Source organism: Rhizobium sp. WYCCWR 11152, assembly GCF_013087615.1.
In the GTDB taxonomy this organism is placed as follows: domain Bacteria; phylum Pseudomonadota; class Alphaproteobacteria; order Rhizobiales; family Rhizobiaceae; genus Rhizobium; species Rhizobium indicum.
Genome location: NZ_JABFCP010000020.1, coordinates 93404 through 115130 on the forward strand (window position 1 = coordinate 93404; position 21727 = coordinate 115130).

The following is a 21727-nucleotide window of genomic DNA, read 5'->3' on the forward strand; positions in this document are numbered from 1 at the left end:
GTAAGCGCAACTACAGGCGTTAAGGTTAACGCGGAATACTCCCATTTTTGGCATCTTTAGGGTTATCAAATTCTTATTTATACCGATGACAAACGATACGTGACCATGTATTTGTCTCCATGTTGTTCAGTATCGCATCTAAACTTGTGGACCTTGCGTAATGAATGCTTTTACTTCGAAGACGAATCCACGCTTCGATCCGTCTCAGCGTCAGGACAAAACCAAGACCCTGGTTATAGCGAACTCCAACGTTCGCCAGCCGGATAGCTTTTCCCTTATCGAAAGAAAGATGGCTGTGCGGCTCAGCGTGAAGCGGTTGATCGACATCGTCGCCTCACTCAGCGCCCTCATCGTGCTGGCGCCGCTTTTTCTGGCAATCGCTCTTTTCATCAAACTCGACGATGGCGGTCCGGTGTTTTTCCGGCAGATCCGCTGGGGGCTGAACGGCCGGAAGATCACGGTCTTCAAGTTCCGGTCGATGCGCGCGGAAGCTTGCGATCCCAGCGGCATTCAACAGACCGTCAAGGGCGACAGCCGGGTGACAGGCGTCGGCGCGCTGCTGCGCAAGACCAATATCGACGAGCTGCCGCAGCTTTTCAACGTTCTCAGGGGTGAGATGTCGTTGGTCGGCCCGCGCTGCCACGCCATCAATATGCGGGCAGCCGGCCGGCTCTACGAGGAATTGGTGCCGGACTACCACCACCGCCACATCATGCGCCCCGGCATCACCGGCCTTGCGCAGACGCGCGGCTGGCGCGGCCCGACGGCGCGGCCGCTGGCAGCCCGCGCTCGCATCGCCTGCGATATCTATTATGTCAGGAATTTCAGCCTGCTGCTCGACGTGAAGATCCTGTTCAAGACGGTCGTCATCGAGCTGCGCGGCGGCACCGGTTTCTGAGACGATCCGGCATCACTGCCAGAGGTAGGCGACCCCTGCAGCGTCACGCGTCTTTTCAGACGCGCAAAGGTCGCATTAGCCCTTTGAATTGCTGCGGCCGCGTCTTAATTTCAACTCGGCCGATAGCGCTGTTTTCCGTACATCGACAGATAAAGGCAGAAACAAAAAAGCGGCCATCGCGGCCGCTTTTCATGGATCTTACCGATTGTAATCAATCCTGTTGAACGACGCCGCGCAGGTGCGTCAGTTCCATGATGAAGTGTTCGAGCTTCGACTTGTGCTCGTGCAGCTCGGCATGTTCGAGTTCCTTACGGGCGGCCTCGATGCGGCGCGTCAGTTCGTCCTTGTGGAGTTCCTCGACCGGAACTGCGGATTCGGCGAGCAATGTGCAGCCGGTCGGCAGGATATCGGCAAAACCGCCGAACACGACGTAGTCCTGCTTCTTGCCGGAGGCAGAACGCACGCTCACGACACCCGGCTTGATCGTCGTCATCGTCGGCGCATGGTTTGCCATGACCGTCATCTCGCCTTCTGTCGCGGGGATGACGACCTCGGTCACCATCTCCGACAGCAGCAGACGCTCCGGCGAAACGAGCTCAAAGTTGAAATTGTCAGCCATCAGTGACTTACCTTCTCGGCTATGGCTTTCGCATCTTGCAATTTAGTCCCGCAGAACGGGCAGTGCATTATCGCTTGGTCGAGATAACCGAGACCTTCCTCGCTCTGGACCAGCCCCACCACCATCATCAGCACGCCATTATCGGCGCGATAGACGGTCGGCGCTGCCGGTTCCGGAAGATCCGCCACGACCCCTTTCAGGGAGTCGCAGCAGAATATCTCGTCTAGCGCATCGCTCATTAAGCAGCTGCGAGCTTCTTGGCCTTTTCGACCGCTTCTTCCATCGAGCCGACCATGTAGAAGGCAGCTTCCGGCAGGTGATCGTATTCGCCGTTGACGAGGCCCTTGAAGCCCTTGATCGTGTCTTCGAGAGCAACCAGCTTGCCCGGCGAGCCGGTGAAGACTTCGGCGACGAAGAACGGCTGCGACAGGAAGCGCTCGATCTTGCGGGCGCGGGCGACAGCAATCTTGTCCTCTTCGGACAGTTCGTCCATGCCAAGGATCGCGATGATGTCCTGCAGGGCCTTGTAGCGCTGCAGCGTCGACTGGACCTTACGGGCGACGTCGTAATGTTCTTCACCGACGACCAGCGGATCGAGCATGCGCGACGTGGAGTCGAGCGGATCGACCGCCGGGTAGATGCCCTTTTCAGCGATCGAGCGCGACAGAACCGTCGTTGCGTCAAGGTGAGCGAACGAGGTTGCCGGCGCCGGGTCGGTCAAGTCGTCGGCCGGAACGTAGATGGCCTGAACCGAGGTGATCGAGCCGGTCGTCGTCGTGGTGATGCGCTCCTGCATCTGGCCCATGTCGGTTGCGAGCGTCGGTTGATAGCCGACGGCCGACGGGATGCGGCCGAGCAGAGCCGACACTTCGGAACCTGCCTGCGTGAAGCGGAAGATGTTGTCGACGAAGAACAGAACGTCCTGGCCCTGGTCGCGGAAGTGTTCGGCGACCGTCAGGCCGGTCAGAGCAACGCGGGCGCGGGCGCCCGGCGGTTCGTTCATCTGACCGTAAACCAGCGCCGCCTTCGAGCCCTCGCCGCCGCCATGCTTGTTGACGTTCGATTCGATCATTTCATGGTAGAGGTCGTTGCCTTCGCGGGTGCGTTCACCGACGCCTGCGAAAACCGAATAACCACCATGCGCCTTGGCGACGTTGTTGATCAATTCCATGATCAGAACGGTCTTGCCGACGCCGGCGCCGCCGAAGAGGCCGATCTTGCCGCCGCGTGCATAGGGAGCCAGAAGATCGACGACCTTGATGCCGGTCACGAGGATCTGCGATTCCGTCGACTGCTCGACATAGGACGGCGCCTCTTGGTGGATGGAGCGCTTGTGAGCGGTGACCAGCGGACCGGCTTCGTCGACCGGCTCACCGATGACGTTCATGATGCGGCCGAGCGTCTCGTTGCCGACCGGAACCATGATCGGAGCGCCGGTATCGGCGACTTCCTGGCCGCGAACGAGACCTTCGCTCGAGTCCATCGCGATGGTACGGACGACGTTTTCGCCAAGGTGCTGCGCAACTTCGAGAACCAGGCGGTTGCCGTTGTTGCTGGTTTCCAGCGCGTTCAGGATCTTCGGCAGTTCGCCTTCGAATGCAACGTCGACGACGGCGCCGATAACCTGGGTGACTCTGCCGACAGAGCCGATCTTGGGGGTAGCTGCCTCAGCCATTTTCTGACCCTCTTTTCCTAGCCTCAGAGCGCTTCCGCGCCCGAAATGATTTCAATGAGTTCCTTGGTGATCTGCGCCTGACGCTGGCGGTTGTAGCTCAGCGTCAGCTTGTTGATCATCTCACCGGCATTACGCGTCGCATTGTCCATAGCGCTCATCTTGGCGCCCATCTCGCCTGCGACGTTCTCAAGGAGCGCGCGGAAGATCTGGACGGAGATGTTGCGCGGGATCAGATCTTCGAGGATCGATGCCGGATCCGGCTCGTATTCGTAGACGGCGCCTGCATGTGCGGCATCTTCGGTCTGCACAGCTCCCGTTGAAGCCGGGATGAGCTGCTGCGCCGTCGGAATCTGGCTGATCACCGACTTGAACTCGGAATAGAACAGCGTGCAGACGTCGAACTCGCCGGCAGCATACATCTCGATGATGCGCTTGCCGATCTGGTCCGCATTCTCGAAGCCGACGCGCTTGACGTCGCGCAATTCCTTGCGCTCGATGATGAGCGAGGCGAATTCGCGGCGAAGGATGTCGTGACCCTTCTTGCCGACGGTGAAGATCTTCACCGTCTTGCCTTCGGCAAGCAGCTTGCGGACATGTTCGCGTGCAAAGCGTGCGATCTGCGAGTTGAAGCCGCCGCAAAGACCACGTTCGGCCGTGCAGACCACCAGCAGATGGACCTTGTCCTGGCCGGTGCCGGTCATCAGCGTCGGTGCGCCGTCGGCATCGGTGACGGCCTTGGCGATGTTCGCCAGAACCGCACCCATGCGCTGCGAATAAGGCCGGGCGGCCTCGGCCGCCTCCTGCGCACGCCGAAGCTTCGCCGCGGCGACCATTTTCATCGCCTTGGTGATCTTCTGCGTCGCCTTGACGGAGGCGATCCGGTTTTTCAGATCCTTAAGTGAAGGCATCCGTGATCCGTCCTAACTTAGGGCCTGATTACGAGAAAGACTTTGCGAAGCTATCGAGAGCAGCGTTGAGCTTGCCCTTGGTATCGTCGCTGATTGCCTTTTCCGTGCGGATCGCGTCGAGGATGGCGGAGCCTTCCGAACGCAGATATGAGAGGAAGCCCTGCTCGAACTTGCCAACCGAAGCGACCGGCAGCTTGTCGAGATAGCCGTTGACGCCTGCAAAGATCACGGCGACCTGCTCTTCCGTCTTCAGCGGCGAGAACTGCGGCTGCTTCAGGAGTTCGGTCAGGCGTGCACCGCGGTTCAGCAGGCGCTGCGTCGCAGCGTCGAGGTCCGAACCGAACTGAGCGAAGGCGGCCATTTCGCGATACTGGGCAAGCTCGCCCTTGATCGAGCCGGCAACCTGCTTCATCGCCTTGATCTGTGCCGACGAACCGACGCGGGAAACCGACAGACCGACGTTCACGGCCGGGCGGATACCCTGGTAGAACAGGTCGGTTTCAAGGAAGATCTGGCCGTCGGTGATCGAGATCACGTTGGTCGGAATGAAGGCCGACACGTCGTTGCCCTGCGTTTCGATGACCGGCAGAGCGGTCAGCGAACCGGCGCCCTTGTCGTCGTTCATCTTCGCAGCACGCTCGAGCAAGCGCGAGTGCAAGTAGAAAACGTCGCCCGGATAGGCCTCGCGGCCCGGCGGGCGGCGCAACAGCAGCGACATCTGGCGATAGGACACGGCCTGCTTGGACAGGTCGTCGTAACCGATCAGCGCATGCATGCCGTTGTCACGGAAATATTCGCCCATGGCGCAGCCGGCAAACGGAGCCAGGAACTGCATCGGCGCCGGATCGGAAGCGGTGGCGGCAACGATGATCGAATACTTCAGCGCGCCGCGCTCTTCGAGCACCTTGACGAACTGGGCGACGGTCGAACGCTTCTGGCCGACGGCGACGTAGACGCAGTAAAGCTTTTCGCCTTCCGGACCGTTGTCGTGAATGGCCTTCTGGTTGAGGAAGGCATCGAGAAGGATCGCGGTCTTGCCGGTCTGGCGGTCGCCGATGACCAACTCGCGCTGGCCGCGGCCGACCGGGATCAGCGCGTCGATGGCCTTGAGGCCGGTCGACATCGGCTCATGGACCGACTTGCGCGGAATGATGCCGGGAGCCTTGACGTCGACGCGCGAACGGCGCGTCGCGTTGATCGGGCCCTTGCCGTCGATCGGATTGCCGAGCGCGTCGACGACGCGGCCAAGCAGTTCCGGACCAACCGGAACGTCAACGATGGCGCCGGTCCGCTTGACGGTGTCGCCTTCCTTGATGTCGCGGTCGGAGCCGAAGATGACGACGCCGACATTGTCGGATTCGAGGTTCAGAGCCATGCCGCGGATGCCGCCCGGGAACTCGACCATTTCACCGGCCTGGACATTGTCCAGACCGTAGACACGAGCGATACCGTCACCGACGGAGAGAACCTGGCCGACTTCCGAGACTTCTGCCTCTTTGCCGAAATTTTTAATCTGGTCTTTGAGAATTGCGGAAATTTCCGCGGCGCGGATATCCATCAGCCAACCTCTTTCAATGCGAGCTTAAGGGTAGAGAGTTTGGTACGAAGAGACGTATCAATCTGACGGGACCCGACCTTCACGATCAGACCACCAAGAATTGACGGATCAACCGTGACGGCAATCGTCACGTCTTTGCCGGTAACGCTCTTGAGTGCCACCTTCAATTCGGTTTCCTGCGCTTGCGAAAGCGCATGCGCCGAGGTGACCTCGGCGGAGATTTCACCGCGATGGTTCGCGGCGATGATGCGGAAGGCCTTGATCATGCCCGGCAGGGCGAACAGGCGGCGGTTGCGCGCCACGACCTTCAGGAAATTGGCGAAGAAACCGCTGATACCGGCCTTCTCGCTAATGGCGACGATCGCCTTCAGCTGGTCTTCAGCGGAAAAAACCGGGCTTGCGACAAAGCGCTTCAGATCGGCGCTCTCATCCAGCATCGCCTGGAAATGATCAAGATCGGCGGTGACGCTGTCGACGGCGCCCTGCTCGAGCGCCAGTTCGAAAAGCGACGAGGCATAGCGTTCGGCAACACCAGAAGTAAGCTGGGACGTGTCTGCCACTGGCACAAATTTCCCTGATTTCAACCCAAAATCCGGCTCTCGGCGGGCGCCGAACCTATGATCTTGAATTCGTTTTGATTTCCCCCAGAAATCACAAGAGAAGCCTCTTGCTTCTTCCGAAATTCGGGGTCCGTCTAACATAGGATGTTCGGACTCGCAACACGCGTAATGCCCGAATACGCCTTTCGCATGAATTTCTGTCTGCAAAATCGCGCAATGGCCTGAAAGCAGGCCGAACAAGCCGTCTGCGGGCAGCGAGAGTCACGTCTGGATGAAGCCGAAAACGTAGAGCAGCGGTAGCGCGGCCAAAGCGATCTGCACAACCAGGAGTAAATAGTTGACGAGATTACTCCCCTTATCGGACAGGATCGAGACGATCCGGGCAAAGGCCGCCATCGCGAAGGAGGCGCCGAGCGCCATATAGATCGTGGTCTGGGCGAGCATGATCGCCGACAGGCCGAAGCCGAGATAGAAACCACCCATCGAGCGTCCCTCTCCATATCCTTCCGGCCGCCCCTCCTGCGCCTGCAAACCGAGAAGACGGAAAGTATGGCCCGGCGCGAACATCATGATGAAGCCGGCAAGCGCCGTGAAAGCCGCGGAGCAAAAGGCAAGCTGCTCGCCAAGCTCGGTCGGAAAGTAAAACTCCATGCATCAGCCCCAAATCACCTGGATGAATCAGTGTTTTATGGCATGGGCCGAAAAAGGAGGAAATGGCGACTTCACTTGATTTAGAGAAAACTCTGCGGATCGATATCCAGTTGCACCTGCACCGATCCGCGCTCCTTGGGCGATTGCGACAGCATCGCCCGCAGGAACCCCTGCATGTCCGAGTTCCGCCGCCCATGCACCAAAAGACGGAAGCGATGGCGGCCGCGCACCAGCGCAAGCGGCGCTTCGGCCGGACCGAGCACCGAGATGCCTGACACCTGCGGTGCGGCGTTGCGCATGCCGCGCGCATGGTTTTCGGCGTCGTGGCGGGTTTCGGCAGAAACGATGATCGACGCCAGCCTGCCGAAGGGCGGCAATAGGGCGCGTTCGCGTTCGGTGATCTCGCGCTCGTAGAAGGCGTCGGAATCGCCGGAGACAATTGCCTGCATGACAGGATGCTGCGGCTGGTAGGTCTGCAGCAGCCCATGGCTCTTGAGGCCGGTGCGCCCGGCCCGGCCGGTCACCTGCGACAAAAGCTGGAAGGTGCGCTCGGCCGCGCGCGGGTCGCCATTGGCAAGGCCGAGATCGGCATCGACGATGCCGACCAGCGTCATCAGCGGAAAATTGTGGCCCTTTGCCACAAGCTGGGTGCCGATAACGATATCGGCCTCGCCCTTGGCGATCGCTTCCAGCTCCAGCCGCAGCCGCTTCACCCCGCCCATGATATCGGAAGAGAGAACGATCGTTCGCGCCTCCGGGAAATGCCGTTCCACCTCCTCGGCGATGCGCTCGACGCCTGGCCCGCAGGCGACGAGATGGTCGAGCGTGCCGCATTCCGGGCATGCCTCCGGCGTGCGCTCGGCATGGCCGCATTGATGGCATTGCAGCTGCTTGCGGAAACGATGCTCCACCAGCCAGCTCGAACATTGCGGGCATTGGAACCGGTGGCCGCAGACCCGGCAGAGCGTCAGCGGCGCATAACCGCGCCGGTTGAGAAACAGCAGCGCCTGTTCGCGCTTCTCCACCGTCTTGCCGATCGCCCGGATCAGCACAGGCGACAGGAAGCCGCCCCGCTCCGGCGCATGCCTGCGCATATCGACCAGATGCAGGTCCGGCATCGCCGCATCGCCGAAACGCGTCGGCAGGTGGACGGTGCTGTAGCGTCCGCTCTGGCCGTTGACCTGGCTTTCGACCGACGGCGTCGCCGACACCAGAATAACGGGAAAATCACCGATGCGGCCGCGCACGACGGCCATGTCGCGAGCATTGTAGAACACGCGATCCTCCTGCTTGTAGGCGGGATCGTGTTCCTCGTCGACGATGATCAGGCCGAGATCCTCGAAGGGCAGGAAGAGCGCCGAGCGAGCGCCGGCCACCACCCGCACTTCGCCGGTCACCGCCTGGCGCCAGACCTTTTCGCGCATGCGCGGCGCAAGATCGGAATGCCATTCGGCCGGCTTTGCCCCGAAGCGGTCCTGGAAACGCTCCATGAAACTGGCCGTCAGCGCGATCTCCGGCAGCAGGATCAGCACCTGCTTGCCGCGTTTCAGCGTCTCGGCAATCGCCTCGAAATAGACCTCCGTCTTGCCGGAGCCGGTTACCCCGTCGATCAGCGACACCGAAAATTCGCCCTTGCGGACATCGGAAACGATCTCTTCGGCCGCCTGCTTCTGCGGCCCTTCGAGACGTGCTGCGGCAAAATCCGGATCCGGCATCGCGACAACCGGCGGCGGCGGCAGGAATACAGTCTCGAAGATACCGAGCGTGATCAGCCCGTCTACGACACTCGTCGAGACACCCGCCGCATGCGCAAGGCCGCTGCGTGTCCAGGAAAAGCCGTCGGAGGCCGTATCGAGCACCCGGGCGCGCGCCGGCGTCATCCGCTCCGGTTCGCCGCCGACGAGCTTCAGCCCCTCCACCATCGGTTCCGGCTCGAAGGCGTTCGGCGCCCGGAGCGCCATGCGCGCGACGAGGCCGGGCGGCGAGAGCGTATAGGTCGCCACCCAATCGATGAAGTCCCGCATCTCCCTGGAAAGCGGCGGGCAGTCGAAGACATGGCTGATCGGCCGAAGCTTCTTCGGATCGACGCCGTCTTCGCCGCCGTCCCAGACGACGCCGATCACCTGCCGCGGGCCAAGCGGCACCTGCACGACCGAACCGGGCTCGACCGCCATGCCATCCGGCACCGAATAGGAATAGGGTTTCGGCGCCGGCATCGGCACCAGCACGGGAACCGTTCGGTTCGCGGGCGGTGCCTCGAAAAGCGCGCCAAAGAGATCGGACGAATCTGTGCTCATCGCGCGAGACCATGCCCGCAAATCGATGGAATTGGAACCGCAAAGACGGAGCGACGCGTTCCGGGTCGTCGCGACGATTTAAACCGTGAAGCTCAGAAACTGCGCTTCACCTGGCAAGGCGGTCGCCACTGCCGGAAGTGGCTTCATTTGTCTCGGCAGCGCGCTGCCGCAGGCGCAGGATCGCCGATGCCTCACGCGGATTGGGCGGCAGGACCGCGTTCTTCAAGGCGATCGAATAGGCGTGTTTCGGATTTTCCAGCACGTCCCTGGCATCGCCGCTTTCCACCACCACGCCCTTGCGCATGATCACCACACGGTCGGAAATGTAATAGGCCGTCGCAAGGTCATGGGTGATGTAGACGATCGAGACGTTGAGAGCATCACGCAGATCGCGGAAGAGATTGACGATCGACATGCGAAGCGATGCGTCGACCATCGAGACCGGCTCGTCCGCCACGATCAGCTTCGGCTCGGGTATCAGCGCACGGGCGACCGCGATGCGCTGCAATTGGCCGCCTGAAAGCTCGTGCGAGAAGCGGCCCTTTATCTCCGCCATCGACAGGCCGACGCGTTGGAGGGCAACGTCGGCAAGCGCCTCTTTCTCGGCGCGGCTATTTGCTCCCTTGAAGCGATGGGCGGTGGCCAGCAGATACTCGTCGATCCGGGTCAGCGGATTGAAGGCCTCGAACGGATTTTGGAAGACCGGCTGGACCTTGGCCATGAAAGCCTCGCGATCCCTGCGGGACCGGACCGCCTTCACATCCGTGCCGTCGAAATGAATACTGCCCCGATCGGCCTTTTCGCTGCCGAGGATCATCTTCGCCAGCGTCGATTTTCCGGAGCCGGATTCGCCGACGATCGTGAATATCTCGGGCTTGTCGGCGCTGAGCGCGAAGCTGACATCGTCGACCGCCTTCATCTTTTCGCGCGAGAAGAAACCGCCGATCGGAAAGAGCTTGGTCACATGGTCGAGTTCGAGGAGATTGCTGCTCATTGGATCTGGTACTCCCCGGCACGGAAGCATGCGACCCGCCCTCCCGTCGCGCTCGGCAGCATGGCCGGCACTTCACGTGCGCATTTGTCGATCGCGATCGGACAGCGCGGATGGAAACGGCATCCCGAAGGCGGATCCGAAAGTGCCGGCGGCTTGCCCTTAAGGCTCTTTCGCGTCGAGACATCACCGATGCGTGGCAGGCTGCCGATCAGGTGAACGGTATAGGGATGCTGGGGATTGTCGAAGATCGCCTGCGTCGGCCCCTCCTCCGCCAGCCGTCCCGCATACATGATGGCCAACCGGTCGGTGATGGCGGCATGCACGGACATGTCGTGGGTCACGAAGATGACCGAGGACTGCAAGCGGGCCTGCACTTCCTTGATCAGCGCCAACACGTCCTGCTGCACGAGCACGTCGAGCGCCGTCGTCGGCTCGTCGGCGATGATGAATTCCGGCTCGCAGACAGTGGCGAGAGCAATGGTCAGGCGCTGGCGCATGCCGCCTGAAAGCTGATGCGGAAAGGCCTCGAGCACATGAGGATCGAGATGCAGCCTGGCAAGATGCGCCTCGACGCGCGCGCGGAAGGCGGCGGGATCGAGGTTCATATGGCGGGAGGCGAAATCGGTGAAGGCGTGTTTGACCCTTCTGACCGGGTTCAGCACGTTCATCGAGCCCTGCATAATGTAGGAAAGGTGACGCCAGCGTGCCGCCTTCATCTTCGCCGGTTCGCCATAGACATCGATCGGCCCGTCGGCAAAATTGAATTTCACCGTCCCGCCGACGACGCGCATCGGCGGGCGGATGGCGCCGGCCAGCGTCTTGATCAACGATGTCTTGCCGCTCGAGGATTCGCCGGCAATGCCGTAGATCTCGTTCTTGCGGATGGTCAGGCTGATATCGTCGACTGCGCGGATTTCCCGCCGCACACCGAAATAGTCGTTGACGTAATAGCATTTCAGCCCGTCGATCGTCAGTGCGTCCATGGCGTTTTCAGCAAGGGTCAAAGGCTGCGTCCTCATCAGGTTCTGCATCTCCTCAAGCTCCCATGCGGGCGAGCCGCGAACGCGGGTCGATATATTCGTTGACCGACATGGCCAGCATGAACAGGCCGAGGAACAGGATGACGACGAAGAGCATCGGAAAGGCGACCCACCACCATATGCCCGATACCATCGCGGAATGCGCATTGGCCCAGTAGATCATGCCGCCGATCGTCGGCCGGTTGATGTCGGAAAATCCGAGCACCGAGAGCGTCACCTCGAGACCGATCGCCCAGATCATGTTGTTCATCGTCGTGAAGAAGACGATCGGCATGACATAGGGCAGGTGTTCGCGGATGAGGATCTGCGGTGTGCGCATGCCCGAGAAGACCGCGTGCCGGGTGAATTCCCGCTGACGCAGAGACAGGGCGACGGAACGGATCAGGCGGCTGTCGTGCGTCCATCCGAGCAATGCTGCGGTGATCGCCAGCATGAACCACGTCATCTGGTCGCGGAGCACGAAGACCAGAAGCAGCAGGATCGGAATGTTCGGCAGTGCGCCGAGCGTATCGTTGACCGCCATGATGATCTGGTCGGTTCGCCCACCGATATAGCCGGAGATCAGCCCGACGGCGATGGCGATGATGCGGCTGACGAAGGCGACGATGATGCCGAAGAACAGCGTGTTGCGCATCGAGGCGGCGATCTGCCAGAAAACCTCCTGGCCGCGCGAGGTGGTGCCGAGCCAGAATTCGGCCGAAGGCGGCATGTCGGGCGCGACGACATAGATGGCATTCTCGTCATAGGGCGAGAAGAACGACGCCACGATCAGCGCCAGGATGATAGAGATCAGGACGGTTCCGAGCAGGAACTCCTTGTTGTAGCGCAGCAGGTCTCTGAGGACTTTGAACATCACGGATTACCCCAGTTTCACGCGCGGATCGATCAGCGGATAGATGATGTCGATCACGAAGACCGCGGCGGCAACCGCGATGATGGCGATGGTGGTGACACCGAGCACGAGGCTGTAGTCGCCGGAATAGATGCCGGAGATCAGAAGCTTGCCGATCCCCGGATAATTGAAGACGAATTCGACGATGACGGCGCCGCCGAAGACGTTTCCGAGACTGAGTGCCAGGCCGGTGACTTGCGGCAGCATGGCGTTGCGCGCCACATATTGCGAAAAGATGCTGCGCGAGCGCACGCCGCCAAGTTCGGCATAGACGACGTGGTCGTCGGTGACGATGTTGGAAACCAGCGAGCGCATCGAGATGAACCAGCCGCCGATGCCGACGAGCACGAGGGTCAGGGCCGGCAGGATGCCGTGTTCGATCACCGAGCTGATGAAGGCCCAGTTGAAGGCCGGCGCGAGATTGACCTGGGCGCCGTCGCTGATTGGCAGGATCGGCCAGATGAAACCGAAGAGGATCACCAGGCTGAGACCGATGATGTAGGTCGGGATCGGCTGCAGCGCCATGATGACGATGCCGGCAACCTTCAGCAGCTTGCTGCTGCGGAAATAGCCGGCAAGCGCGCCGAGAAAATTCCCGATGATCCAGGAAATGATCGTTGCAAGCGTCAGAAGCCCGACGGTCCAGGGCAGTGCACGGCCGATAACGGTCATCACGGGGGTCGGGAAAGAGGAAAGCGACGGGCCGAAATCGCCGGTCAGGACGCGGCCCCAGAAGGTGAAATACTGCTCCAGCAGCGGGCCGCCGGTGCCGTAGAGCTCGCGCAGCGATTCGCGGAGGATTTCGACGGCCTGCGGATCGGTGGAGCCGAAGCTCGTCAACAGCGACACGGTCTGCTCGATCGGATCGACCGGCGAAAAATGTGCGATCAGGAAGGCCAGCGTGATGCCGGTGAAGACCACGAAGAGAAATTGCAGAAAGCGTTTTGCCGCATAGATCAGAAAGCCGTTCATGACATCGACCCTTCAATAGCAGAACGGAAACAGCCGGCGGCCGGCTGTTTCCTTTGTTGTGCCTCGATCAAGGCTTCGGCGCATCCGGATTGGCCTTCAGCCCGACCACCATGTAGCGAATGTTCGACCAGTTCGGACCCGAGGCCGAATAGGGATTGTCGGCGCTCGGATAGTTGGTCCAGTAGGTCGTATCGAGCGGTGCGAACTTGTTGTAGGCCATCAGCGGGATCATCGGCATTTCCTCGACGGCAAGCTTCAGGAAGTCCTGGCCGAGCTTGGCGACATCCGGCGAATCGAAGGCGATCGATCGGTTCTTCTCGATGATCTGGTCGAGACGCGGATCCTGCCAGCGCTGCAGATTGCGCGGCGGCTGGATCTGCCCGACCGGCTTGATGAACTCCGAATGATAGCTGTCGAGGAAGAAGGAGAGGTCGGGATGACCGCCCCAGGTCTCGATGCTCCAGTAGATCGCCGTCTCGAAATCGCCGGTGCCGAGGCGTTGGCCATTGGTCGGGCCGGCGACATCGACCTTGGTGGCGATGCCGGCTTGCGTCCATTGCTGGGCGATCACCGTGCCGGCGCGGGCAAGCGTCGGGATGGCATCGCCTTCCACCTGCAGCCGGATCGTAAAGGGCGTGCCGTCAGGCTTCACCCACTGGCGGCCGCTTTTCTTGAAGCCTGCCTTCTGCAGCAGCTCGGTTGCAGCCTGAACGTCCTTCTTCCACCAGCCGAAGCCGAATGTGCGCTGCAGCTTGGCCGGATCGGTCGGGATCTGATCGGCCCATTGACTACGCACCATATTGGCGATCTGCGCCGAGATGTTCGGATCGTAGGGCTTGATCTTGCGAGACCCGGTGTCGAGCTCGAAATTCGTCAGCCAGTCCTGCATCGGTGCGTAATAATCGTCGGGGGCAGAACCCGTCGGCGGCGTGGCAAGGGCGGCGATATTGGCCGCGCCTCGGTAGGAACCGAGCGCCACTTCGCGGATATCGATCAGCAACGCGAGAGCCCAGCGCACGTCCTTGTTGTCGAAGGGCGCCTTCTTCGTATTGAAGAGAACGGAAGGCAGCGTCGGGTCCGGATGCGCGAAAGGAAAGCCCTTTAGCCAGGAGGCCGTGCTCTTGCTGTCGCGCATGATCGAGAACATGCCCTCGGGCGCCATGTCGTTGATGACGTCGAGATTGTGGTTGCGCTGTTCGATGACGCGCGCTTCCGGATTGCCGGCGGCCCGATAGACGACGTATTTGACCTCGGGCGGTTGTGCCGCAGCCAGGCCGATCGACGTGCGCTGCCAGTCGTCACGCAGCTTCCAGATCGTCCAGTTGCCGCCCTTGTCATAGCTCTGCAGCTGGTAGGGCCCGAGCGAAACCGGCGGATTATTATTGAACGACAGCGGATCTGCGGCCTTCTCGAAGACGTGCTTCGGCATGATCCAGGCGGCATTCCAGCGCACCGTGAAAAGCGTGTGGAAGCGCGAGTTCGGCTTTTTCAGATGAAAGACGACGGTCTGCGGATCCGGATTTTCCATGCTCGCGACATTGACGGTGAAGGGCGCGCTCCAGGCCATGCCGGGATGGTCGATCTGCGTCTGCACGGTATAGACCACGTCGTCGCTGGTGAATTCGACGCCGTCGCTCCAGAAGATGCCCTTGCGCAATTTCACCGTCATCTCGGTGAAATCGGCATTGTAGCTCGGCGGTTCGCTGGCCAGCGCATTCTGCCAGGCATCCTTGCCGCCCTCGGGATTGATGAACCACAGCGTATCGGTGGTCAGCTGCTGCAGGCCGTTGAGGTTTGCCGCCGCCCCGCCGCCCGGAGCCCAGACGTTGAACCAGTCGGCATTCTGCTGCGGCGTGCCCTGAATGATCAGCGTTTCGTTGCGCGGTATGCCGGCAATGAAATCCTGCGCAGATGCCGGAAGGGCCATGAGAGACAATAAGGCAATGGCTGCATATTTACGGAACTTCATCGGATGTTCCTCCTCCTCAACTCGCCACGGCGAGCGCTTCCCGTAATCAATTGACGATAGCGTCCAGCGAACCCCACCTGCACGTGTCCGGAGACACATGCACTCCTCGGCGGCGGGCGAACTCACGCCACAGTTATCGACAATTTTTTGAGAAACGGCAACTGATAATTTTGCCGGTCATAAAAAATAGCGCATTTTCAGGTGTTTTTGCCGCGTGGCGACGATCTGCTTTTTTATATTATTGACAAAGTGAGCATTTCGCTTAGCTTTTGCGGCGAGCGCGGCGCCCCTCCCAAGAGGCCGCACTTCATCACCAGACAGGTCGCCTGCTTTCGGGAGGAGGCTTTGGCATGACCGTTCAAGAGGACACCAGGATGAGCAGCCCCTATGACGTGACAATCTCCGTTCACGCCAACCGGCCGACCGGCAAATACGAACCCTTGTGGAACTGGTTCGGATACGACGAGCCGAACTACACTTACTCCCCGCACGGCAGGAAGCTGCTCAAGGAACTGACAGAGCTCAGCCCCGAGCCCCCCCGCATCCGCGCGCACAATCTTCTGACCAGCGGCGATGGCCTGCCTGCCCTCAAATGGGGTTCGACCAATGCCTATACCGAGGATGCGAACGGCAATCCGGTCTATGATTGGACGGTCATCGACAAGATCTTCGACACCTATGTCGAAGCCGGCAACATTCCGCTCATCCAGATCGGCTTCACGCCCGAAGCGCTCTCCGATTTCGACGGTCCCTATCGCCACCAATGGGAGCCGGCCGACAAATACGCAACGATCACCACCGGCTGGACGGCCCCGCCAAACGACCTGAAGAAATGGGGCGACCTGATCGAAGCATGGGCGCGCCATCTGGCCGAAAGATATGGCGAGGACGTCGTTTCAAGTTGGCCGTGGGAAGTGTGGAACGAGCCGGACGGTCACTATTGGACCGGCACCATCCCGCAATTCTGCGAAATGTATGACGTCAGCGCCAAGGCATTGAAGCGCGCGCTTCCGAAGGCCCGCGTCGGCGGGCCGCACACCTGCGGCGCCTTTGCCAATGAAAAGGCCCAGACCTTTCTGCGTGCCTTCCTCAAGCATGTCGTCGACAACAAGTCGCCGATCGATTTCCTCGCCTTCCACGCCAAGGGCAATCCGGTGATCTACGAGGGTCACGTGCGGATGGGCCTGCACAAGCAGCTCCGCGACATCGAGACGAACCTTGCCATCATCAATGAGTTTCCGGAACTCCGCCACCTGCCCGTGGTGATCGGCGAATCCGACCCGGAAGGCTGTGCGGCCTGCTCCGCACGCGTTCATCCCCAGAACGGCTATCGCAACGGCCCGCTCTACGGCGTCTATGTCGTCGAGAGCATGATCCGCACCTATGAGCTTGCAAGACGCGCCAACATCCACATCGAAGGCGCGGTCACCTGGGCCTTTCTCTTCGACGACCAGCCCTATTTCGACGGCTTCCGCGATCTTGCGACCAACGGCGTCGACAAGGCTGTTCTCAACGGCTTCCGCATGCTTGGCAAACTCGGCGGCGAATGGCTGGAATCGGAAAGCGATTATCGCCGCGACATCGAAGATATCATGAGCCATGGCGTTCGCGGCAAGCCCGATGTCAATGTCGTGGCGACCCGCGACGACAAGGGCGTTTCCATTCTCGTCTGGCACTACCACGACGATGATGAAGCCGGCCCGTCCGCCAATATCACGGTCAATCTCGACGGCTGGGGCGACAAGTCCGCCTCGCTCAAGCATTTCAGGATGGACGAGGAGCATTCCAACGCCTTCGGCGTCTGGAAGGCGATGGGCAAGCCGCAGGAGCCGGCCGGCGAAGACTATGCCAGACTGGAAGCCTCGGGAAAGCTCGCCGAGATCGACGGTGAAGCGTCGGTCAAGGTCGATGACGGCAGGATCGCCCTCAAGGTCTCCCTACCGCGTCAAGGCGTGTCTCTCCTGCGCCTCGATTGGTGAGCCGGTAGGCGAAGGGAGCGCAATCGAATGATTGCGCTCCCTTCAAACGAGCCGGTCAATTGTCGCTGACATAGGCAAGATAACGTTTCTTGCTCGGCTGCAAATGGTCGACGCAGAGCTGGGCGAGAACCCAGTTATCCCCACCGCGCAACATCTCGATCATCAGCCGGTGGTGCTCATGCGAGATGCGCAGCGACTCCTTGCTCGACATTGAATTGGCGCGCACCGGCAGGCTGAGCCGCATATAGAGCTCGATCGATTGCACCAGATGGGCATTGCCGCAGGCGCCAAAGAGCGTCAGGTGAAATTTGTCGTTGGCCTCGTGCACACCCCTGAGATAGCCGGATTCGACGTGCCGGCCATGCTCCTCGTGCATCGCCAGCAGTTCCTCGATCAATGCCTCGGGTGCCGGCAGCTTTATCCACAGAGCCGCCTGCCGTTGCAGCAACTCACGCACATCGTAGATTTCCTGAACCTGGCGAGCAGTCAGCGAGCGGACGGTCGCTCCTTTGTTCCGCTCCCGAACCACGATGCCCATCGTCTCGAGCTGCACGATCGCCTGCCGGGCAAAATGACGCGTGACATGAAAGCGGGCAAGGAGCGTGTCTTCGGTCAGGCGGGTTCCGGGCGCAAGCCGCCCGAAAATGATGTCTTCCTCCAGCGCGCGGGCAATACTTAGATCATCATGCTCGATGCCGTCTTCGCGGCTTTCGTTGAGCGTCTGCAATGTCATCTCCTCTGAAGCATAACCCCGAAAATCGAAGTCGATTTTCGGAAAGGGATTATGCGCCAATTTAATGTGATAGAGCGTCCTTAGCGCGTCCTGTCGGACGCGCGGCGCTCTAACGGCGGGCCATGTTACAGTGGATTGCGTTCCGGGTCGAACCGGCTCAGGCGATAGATATCCTCGACAAGCGCAAGCGTTTTGATGTTATCGCCCGGCGATGTCTCCATCGCGACCTTTCCATCGAGGCTGTCGAGAAAATGCGCAATGGTCGCGTCATAGGCGCCCTGGTAGGTCTCGTCAGGATCGAAGCTTTCCCGGCGCTGCTGCGCACCCTCGGCCGAGAGCAGATTGCCGTTAAGTTCGAGCGTGCCGCGCGCCCCGAAGATGCGCAGGTGATCGCGCGGCGCCGGTGGCGCGCCATGCACGGCGAGATTGGCATTGATGGTGACAAGAATGCCGTCGCTAAGCCGGCGCAGGACGACGCTTGCGACATCCTCTGCGACGATATCGCGATTGCTCCTCTCAAGCCGCGCACTCACCACCTCCATCTCGCCCAGAAGATATCTCAGCGTATCGAGATGATGGATCATGACTTCCATGACCAGCAGCCGCTTTTGTGTCCGGAAGAACGGCTGGCGTATCAGCGCCGGCCTTCTTCCCTCGGCATCCGCGATCATGCCGCTGGACAGGAATTCGAACTGCACCTGGCGGATCTCGCCGGCAAGCCCCTCGTCGAGCCACGCCTTCAGCCGCCGATAATAAGCGCGGAACCGCCAGTTCTCGTGGATCATCAGCCTGCCCCTGCCGGAAAGGCTTGCCACCAGGTCGACCGCCTCGTCGTAGGAGGGTGCGAGCGGCTTCTGGCAGATGATGTCGAGGTCCTTTGCTGCCGCCAGCCGGACCAGTTCGACATGGAATTCCCGCGGCGCGCAGATATCAACGGCATCGAGCTGCTCAGCATCCAGCATCGCCTGCACGCTCGTATAGTTGCGAGCGATATCGAAGGCGGCAAGCCGGGCCTCGATGGCGCTCGGCGACGGGTCGGCAATCGCCACGACCTCGGCTCTTTCCGATTGCCGCATCCATGCAGGCAGATGATAGGCGCTGACCCAGCCGGCACCGATAATGCCGATACGCCGTCGTTCCGTTCCCATCATCGCGCTTCCTCTGTATTCAATTCCATTTTATCAATAATCTACCCTGCTTCTTCGCAAAAGCCAACCGGTTGATTGTCGAACGAAAGCACCAATTTCCGAGATTACCCTTGTATTTTATGGTAATCGCCGAAGAAATCCAAAAATACGATACAGTGGCGCCATCTTATTTATTGACAATCATCCGTATCCCTCTACCCTGACAACACGGCCATGGATCAATTTGGCGAGGGAGGAACAGGTTTGTCGAACGGTCTTCGCCGCAAGCTGACGAGTTATGGCGATCAGGGATTCTCCCTTTTCCTGCGCAAAGCATTCATCAAGGCCATGGGTTATTCGGACGATGCGCTCGACCGCCCGATCGTCGGCATCGCCAATACCTACAGTGATTTCAATCCCTGTCACGGCAATGTGCCGCAACTCATCGAGGCAACCAAGCGCGGCGTGATGCTGGCCGGTGCGATGCCCATGGTGTTTCCGACGATCTCGATCCACGAGAGCTTTGCCTCGCCGACCTCGATGTATCTGCGCAACTTGATGGCGATGGAAACGGAAGAGATGATCCGCGCCCAGCCGATGGATGCCGTCGTTCTGATCGGCGGCTGCGACAAGACCCTGCCGGCCCAGATCATGGCGGCCGCCAGCAGCGAGATACCGGCGATCTTCCTGCCGACCGGGCCGATGGCCGTCGGCCACCACAAGGGCGAACGGCTTGGCGCCTGCACGGATTGTCGCCGTTTCTGGGGACGCTTCCGCGCCGGAGAGATCGACGAGGCCGAGATCGCCGAGGTCAACAACAAGCTGGCCAGCTCGATCGGCACCTGCACGGTGATGGGCACGGCGAGCACCATGGCGAACCTGACCGAAGTCATGGGTCTCTGCCTCCCTCGCGCCGGTTCGGCGCCCGCCGTCGAATCCGAACGTGTCCGCCTCGCCGAGGAGACGGGGCGTGTGGCCGCGCGTCTCGCCATGGATGAGGCTGCCCCGACGGTGCGCGATATCCTGACGCCGCAGGCAATCCGCAACGGTCTCGTCGCGCTGCAGGCAATGGGCGGCTCGACCAATGCCGTCGTCCATCTTGCCGCAATCACCGGCCGCCTCGGCCTGCGCCTCGACATGGCCGAACTCGACCGGCTGGGCCGGAGCATTCCCCTGCTCGTCGACCTGCAGCCCTCCGGCCAGCATTATATGGAGCAGTTCCACGAGGCTGGCGGCGTCCCCGCATTGTTGAAGGCGGTGCGCCATGAAATCGACGGCAGCGCCCCGACGGTCTACGGCAGAACGATCGGCGAGATCATCGACGATGTCGTCGACGAGCCGGGCCAGACCATCATCCGCACCGTCGAGAAGCCGTTGAAGCCGATCGGAACGATCGCCGTCCTGCACGGCAATCTTGCGCCGCGCGGCGCCGTCATCAAACAATCGGCTGCCTCCAAGGAACTGCTGCAGCATATCGGACGCGCCGTCGTCTTCGATTCCGTCGAGGATATGACGCTGCGCATCGACAGCGACGATCTCGACGTCCATGCCGATGACGTTCTGGTTCTGCGCAATGCCGGACCAAAAGGTGCGCCCGGCATGCCGGAAGCCGGCTATCTACCCATCCCCCGCAAGCTCGCGCGGCAGGGTGTGAAGGACATGGTGCGGATTTCCGATGCCCGCATGAGCGGCACGGCCTTCGGCACGATCATCCTCCATATCGCGCCTGAGGCGGCCGATGGCGGGCCTCTGGCGATCGTCCGCACCGGCGATCGCATTCGCCTCGACGTCGAGGGCCGGCGTATCGATCTCGATATCGACCAGGCGGAATTCGATCGCCGCATGCTTGAAGTCGTCAACCGGCCCTCCCCGGCCCCGGCGCGCGGCTATGCGAAGCTCTACCAGGAGCGCGTGCTCCAGGCCGACGAAGGCGCCGACTTCGACTTCCTGCAAAGCGAGGAGCTCGACGCGCGATGAGCGCCGCTGAGATGGAGGCACCGCTTTGCCTGCCCCGCCGGCCGCTAACGCGGCTGCCGCGGGCAACACTGCCGCAAGGTACGGTCGATACGCATTTCCACGTCTTTCGCGCCGGCGCTCCGCTCAACACCCCACGCAGCTACACGCCTGACCTAGCGACGATTGCCGATTGGATCGAATTCTCCGGCAGTCTTGGCATCGCCAGGGGCGTATTGGTGCAGCCAAGCGTCTATGGCCTCGACAACAGGGTGCTACTCGATGCGCTGGCCGCCTATCCAGATCGGCTGCGCGGCATCGTCGTCATCGATCCCGAAACCGCAGAAACCGAGATAGAGCGGCTTGACCGGCTCGGCGTGCGCGGCGTGCGGATCAATACGCGCAACAAGGGCGGCCTCCCACTCGCCGCCGCCAGGACACTGGCGGAAAGCATTGCCCCTCTCGGCTGGTCGCTGCAGTTGCAGATCAATCCCGAACAACTTCCCGATATTGCGGCAACGCTGTCCGGCATCCGCCTGCCCATCATCATCGATCATCTCGGCTTCATTCCGCTTGCCAGAGAGACGAGATCGTTGCATGTCGATGCCCTGAAAAGGCTGATGGACAAAGCCGAGGCCTACGTCAAAGTGACCGCGCCCTATCGTCTGAAGGATGTGAATTACGACGGTTTCACCGAGGTCGGCCGCGCCCTTGCCGCCAGCCATACGGAAAGGCTGCTCTGGGGCAGCGATTGGCCGCACACCGAATTGTGGGACGGCATGCCCGATGACGCTGAGCTGATAGAAACCATGCAGGCCGCCATCGACGACTCCGCGATTGCCGAAAAGATTTTTGTTCGAAATGCCGAAGCGCTGTTCTTCGGCCGCTGAATTGGAGAGCAC

The 21727-nt window shown here is 60.9% G+C and carries 19 protein-coding genes; 4 read left to right on the forward strand and 15 right to left on the reverse strand.

The window, feature by feature from the left end:
• The first annotated feature begins 160 nt into the window (after positions 1-160).
• On the forward strand, positions 161-898 hold the full coding sequence (locus G9X67_RS27900; protein ID WP_138331749.1) for a sugar transferase: 738 nt from the start codon (positions 161-163) through the stop codon (positions 896-898).
• 211 nt (positions 899-1109) lie between these two features.
• Here the strand turns inward: G9X67_RS27900 and G9X67_RS27905 are convergent, their stop codons facing one another.
• The 13 genes from G9X67_RS27905 to G9X67_RS27965 form a co-directional block, all read right to left on the reverse strand.
• Positions 1110-1517 (reverse strand): F0F1 ATP synthase subunit epsilon, encoded by a 408-nt coding sequence (locus G9X67_RS27905; RefSeq protein ID WP_012759246.1) that lies wholly within the window; start codon positions 1515-1517, stop codon positions 1110-1112.
• The gene (locus tag G9X67_RS27910; protein WP_003543462.1) at positions 1517-1756 is read right to left on the reverse strand and encodes a hypothetical protein; all 240 of its coding nucleotides are present in this window, start codon (positions 1754-1756) and stop codon (positions 1517-1519) included. Before G9X67_RS27910 ends, G9X67_RS27905 begins: the two co-directional genes overlap by 1 nt.
• Positions 1756-3192 (reverse strand): F0F1 ATP synthase subunit beta, encoded by a 1437-nt coding sequence (gene atpD / locus G9X67_RS27915; protein ID WP_017995355.1) that lies wholly within the window; start codon positions 3190-3192, stop codon positions 1756-1758. The genes G9X67_RS27910 and atpD overlap by 1 nt, the downstream gene beginning before the upstream one ends.
• A gap of 23 nt (positions 3193-3215) precedes the next feature.
• A complete protein-coding gene (locus G9X67_RS27920; RefSeq protein ID WP_025396266.1) occupies positions 3216-4100 on the reverse strand; it encodes a F0F1 ATP synthase subunit gamma in 885 nt (294 codons plus the stop codon).
• Positions 4101-4128: 28 nt separating this feature from the next.
• Complete coding sequence (gene atpA, locus G9X67_RS27925) at positions 4129-5658, reverse strand: F0F1 ATP synthase subunit alpha (RefSeq protein WP_012759250.1); 1530 nt, start codon at positions 5656-5658, stop codon at positions 4129-4131.
• Complete coding sequence (locus G9X67_RS27930; RefSeq protein ID WP_012759251.1) at positions 5658-6224, reverse strand: F0F1 ATP synthase subunit delta; 567 nt, start codon at positions 6222-6224, stop codon at positions 5658-5660. The genes atpA and G9X67_RS27930 overlap by 1 nt, the downstream gene beginning before the upstream one ends.
• A 255-nt stretch (positions 6225-6479) precedes the next feature.
• Positions 6480-6869: a DUF4345 domain-containing protein gene (locus G9X67_RS27935; protein WP_138389520.1), complete on the reverse strand. Its 390-nt coding sequence runs from the start codon at positions 6867-6869 to the stop codon at positions 6480-6482.
• An 80-nt stretch (positions 6870-6949) separates the two neighbouring features.
• The gene (locus tag G9X67_RS27940; RefSeq protein ID WP_003543473.1) at positions 6950-9166 is read right to left on the reverse strand and encodes a primosomal protein N'; all 2217 of its coding nucleotides are present in this window, start codon (positions 9164-9166) and stop codon (positions 6950-6952) included.
• Positions 9167-9272: 106 nt separating this feature from the next.
• Entirely contained in the window at positions 9273-10160 is an 888-nt protein-coding gene (locus G9X67_RS27945; RefSeq protein ID WP_171600161.1) for an ABC transporter ATP-binding protein, read from the reverse strand.
• Complete coding sequence (locus tag G9X67_RS27950; RefSeq protein ID WP_138389517.1) at positions 10157-11191, reverse strand: ABC transporter ATP-binding protein; 1035 nt, start codon at positions 11189-11191, stop codon at positions 10157-10159. The genes G9X67_RS27945 and G9X67_RS27950 overlap by 4 nt, the downstream gene beginning before the upstream one ends.
• Positions 11192-11195: 4 nt before the next feature.
• The gene (locus tag G9X67_RS27955) at positions 11196-12053 is read right to left on the reverse strand and encodes an ABC transporter permease (protein WP_138389581.1); all 858 of its coding nucleotides are present in this window, start codon (positions 12051-12053) and stop codon (positions 11196-11198) included.
• Between the two features lie 6 nt (positions 12054-12059).
• Complete coding sequence (locus tag G9X67_RS27960) at positions 12060-13064, reverse strand: ABC transporter permease (protein WP_003543481.1); 1005 nt, start codon at positions 13062-13064, stop codon at positions 12060-12062.
• Positions 13065-13131: 67 nt separating this feature from the next.
• Positions 13132-15033: an ABC transporter substrate-binding protein gene (locus G9X67_RS27965; RefSeq protein WP_171600162.1), complete on the reverse strand. Its 1902-nt coding sequence runs from the start codon at positions 15031-15033 to the stop codon at positions 13132-13134.
• A 350-nt stretch (positions 15034-15383) separates the two neighbouring features.
• Between G9X67_RS27965 and G9X67_RS27970 the strand changes: the two genes are divergently transcribed.
• Entirely contained in the window at positions 15384-17012 is a 1629-nt protein-coding gene (locus G9X67_RS27970; RefSeq protein ID WP_171600163.1) for a beta-xylosidase, read from the forward strand.
• A gap of 55 nt (positions 17013-17067) precedes the next feature.
• On the opposite strand, the gene G9X67_RS27975 is transcribed toward G9X67_RS27970, so the two are convergent.
• Both G9X67_RS27975 and G9X67_RS27980 read right to left on the reverse strand, forming a co-directional pair.
• Positions 17068-17739: a GntR family transcriptional regulator gene (locus G9X67_RS27975; RefSeq protein ID WP_171600164.1), complete on the reverse strand. Its 672-nt coding sequence runs from the start codon at positions 17737-17739 to the stop codon at positions 17068-17070.
• A gap of 131 nt (positions 17740-17870) precedes the next feature.
• Positions 17871-18896 (reverse strand): Gfo/Idh/MocA family oxidoreductase, encoded by a 1026-nt coding sequence (locus tag G9X67_RS27980; RefSeq protein WP_171600165.1) that lies wholly within the window; start codon positions 18894-18896, stop codon positions 17871-17873.
• 240 nt (positions 18897-19136) lie between these two features.
• Here G9X67_RS27980 and G9X67_RS27985 point away from each other — a divergent pair, with 240 nt between their 5' ends.
• Positions 19137-20849, forward strand: a complete 1713-nt coding sequence (locus G9X67_RS27985; protein ID WP_171600166.1) for an IlvD/Edd family dehydratase — start codon at positions 19137-19139, stop codon at positions 20847-20849.
• Positions 20846-21715 (forward strand): amidohydrolase family protein, encoded by an 870-nt coding sequence (locus G9X67_RS27990; protein ID WP_171600167.1) that lies wholly within the window; start codon positions 20846-20848, stop codon positions 21713-21715. Before G9X67_RS27985 ends, G9X67_RS27990 begins: the two co-directional genes overlap by 4 nt.
• Positions 21716-21727 lie beyond the last annotated feature (12 nt).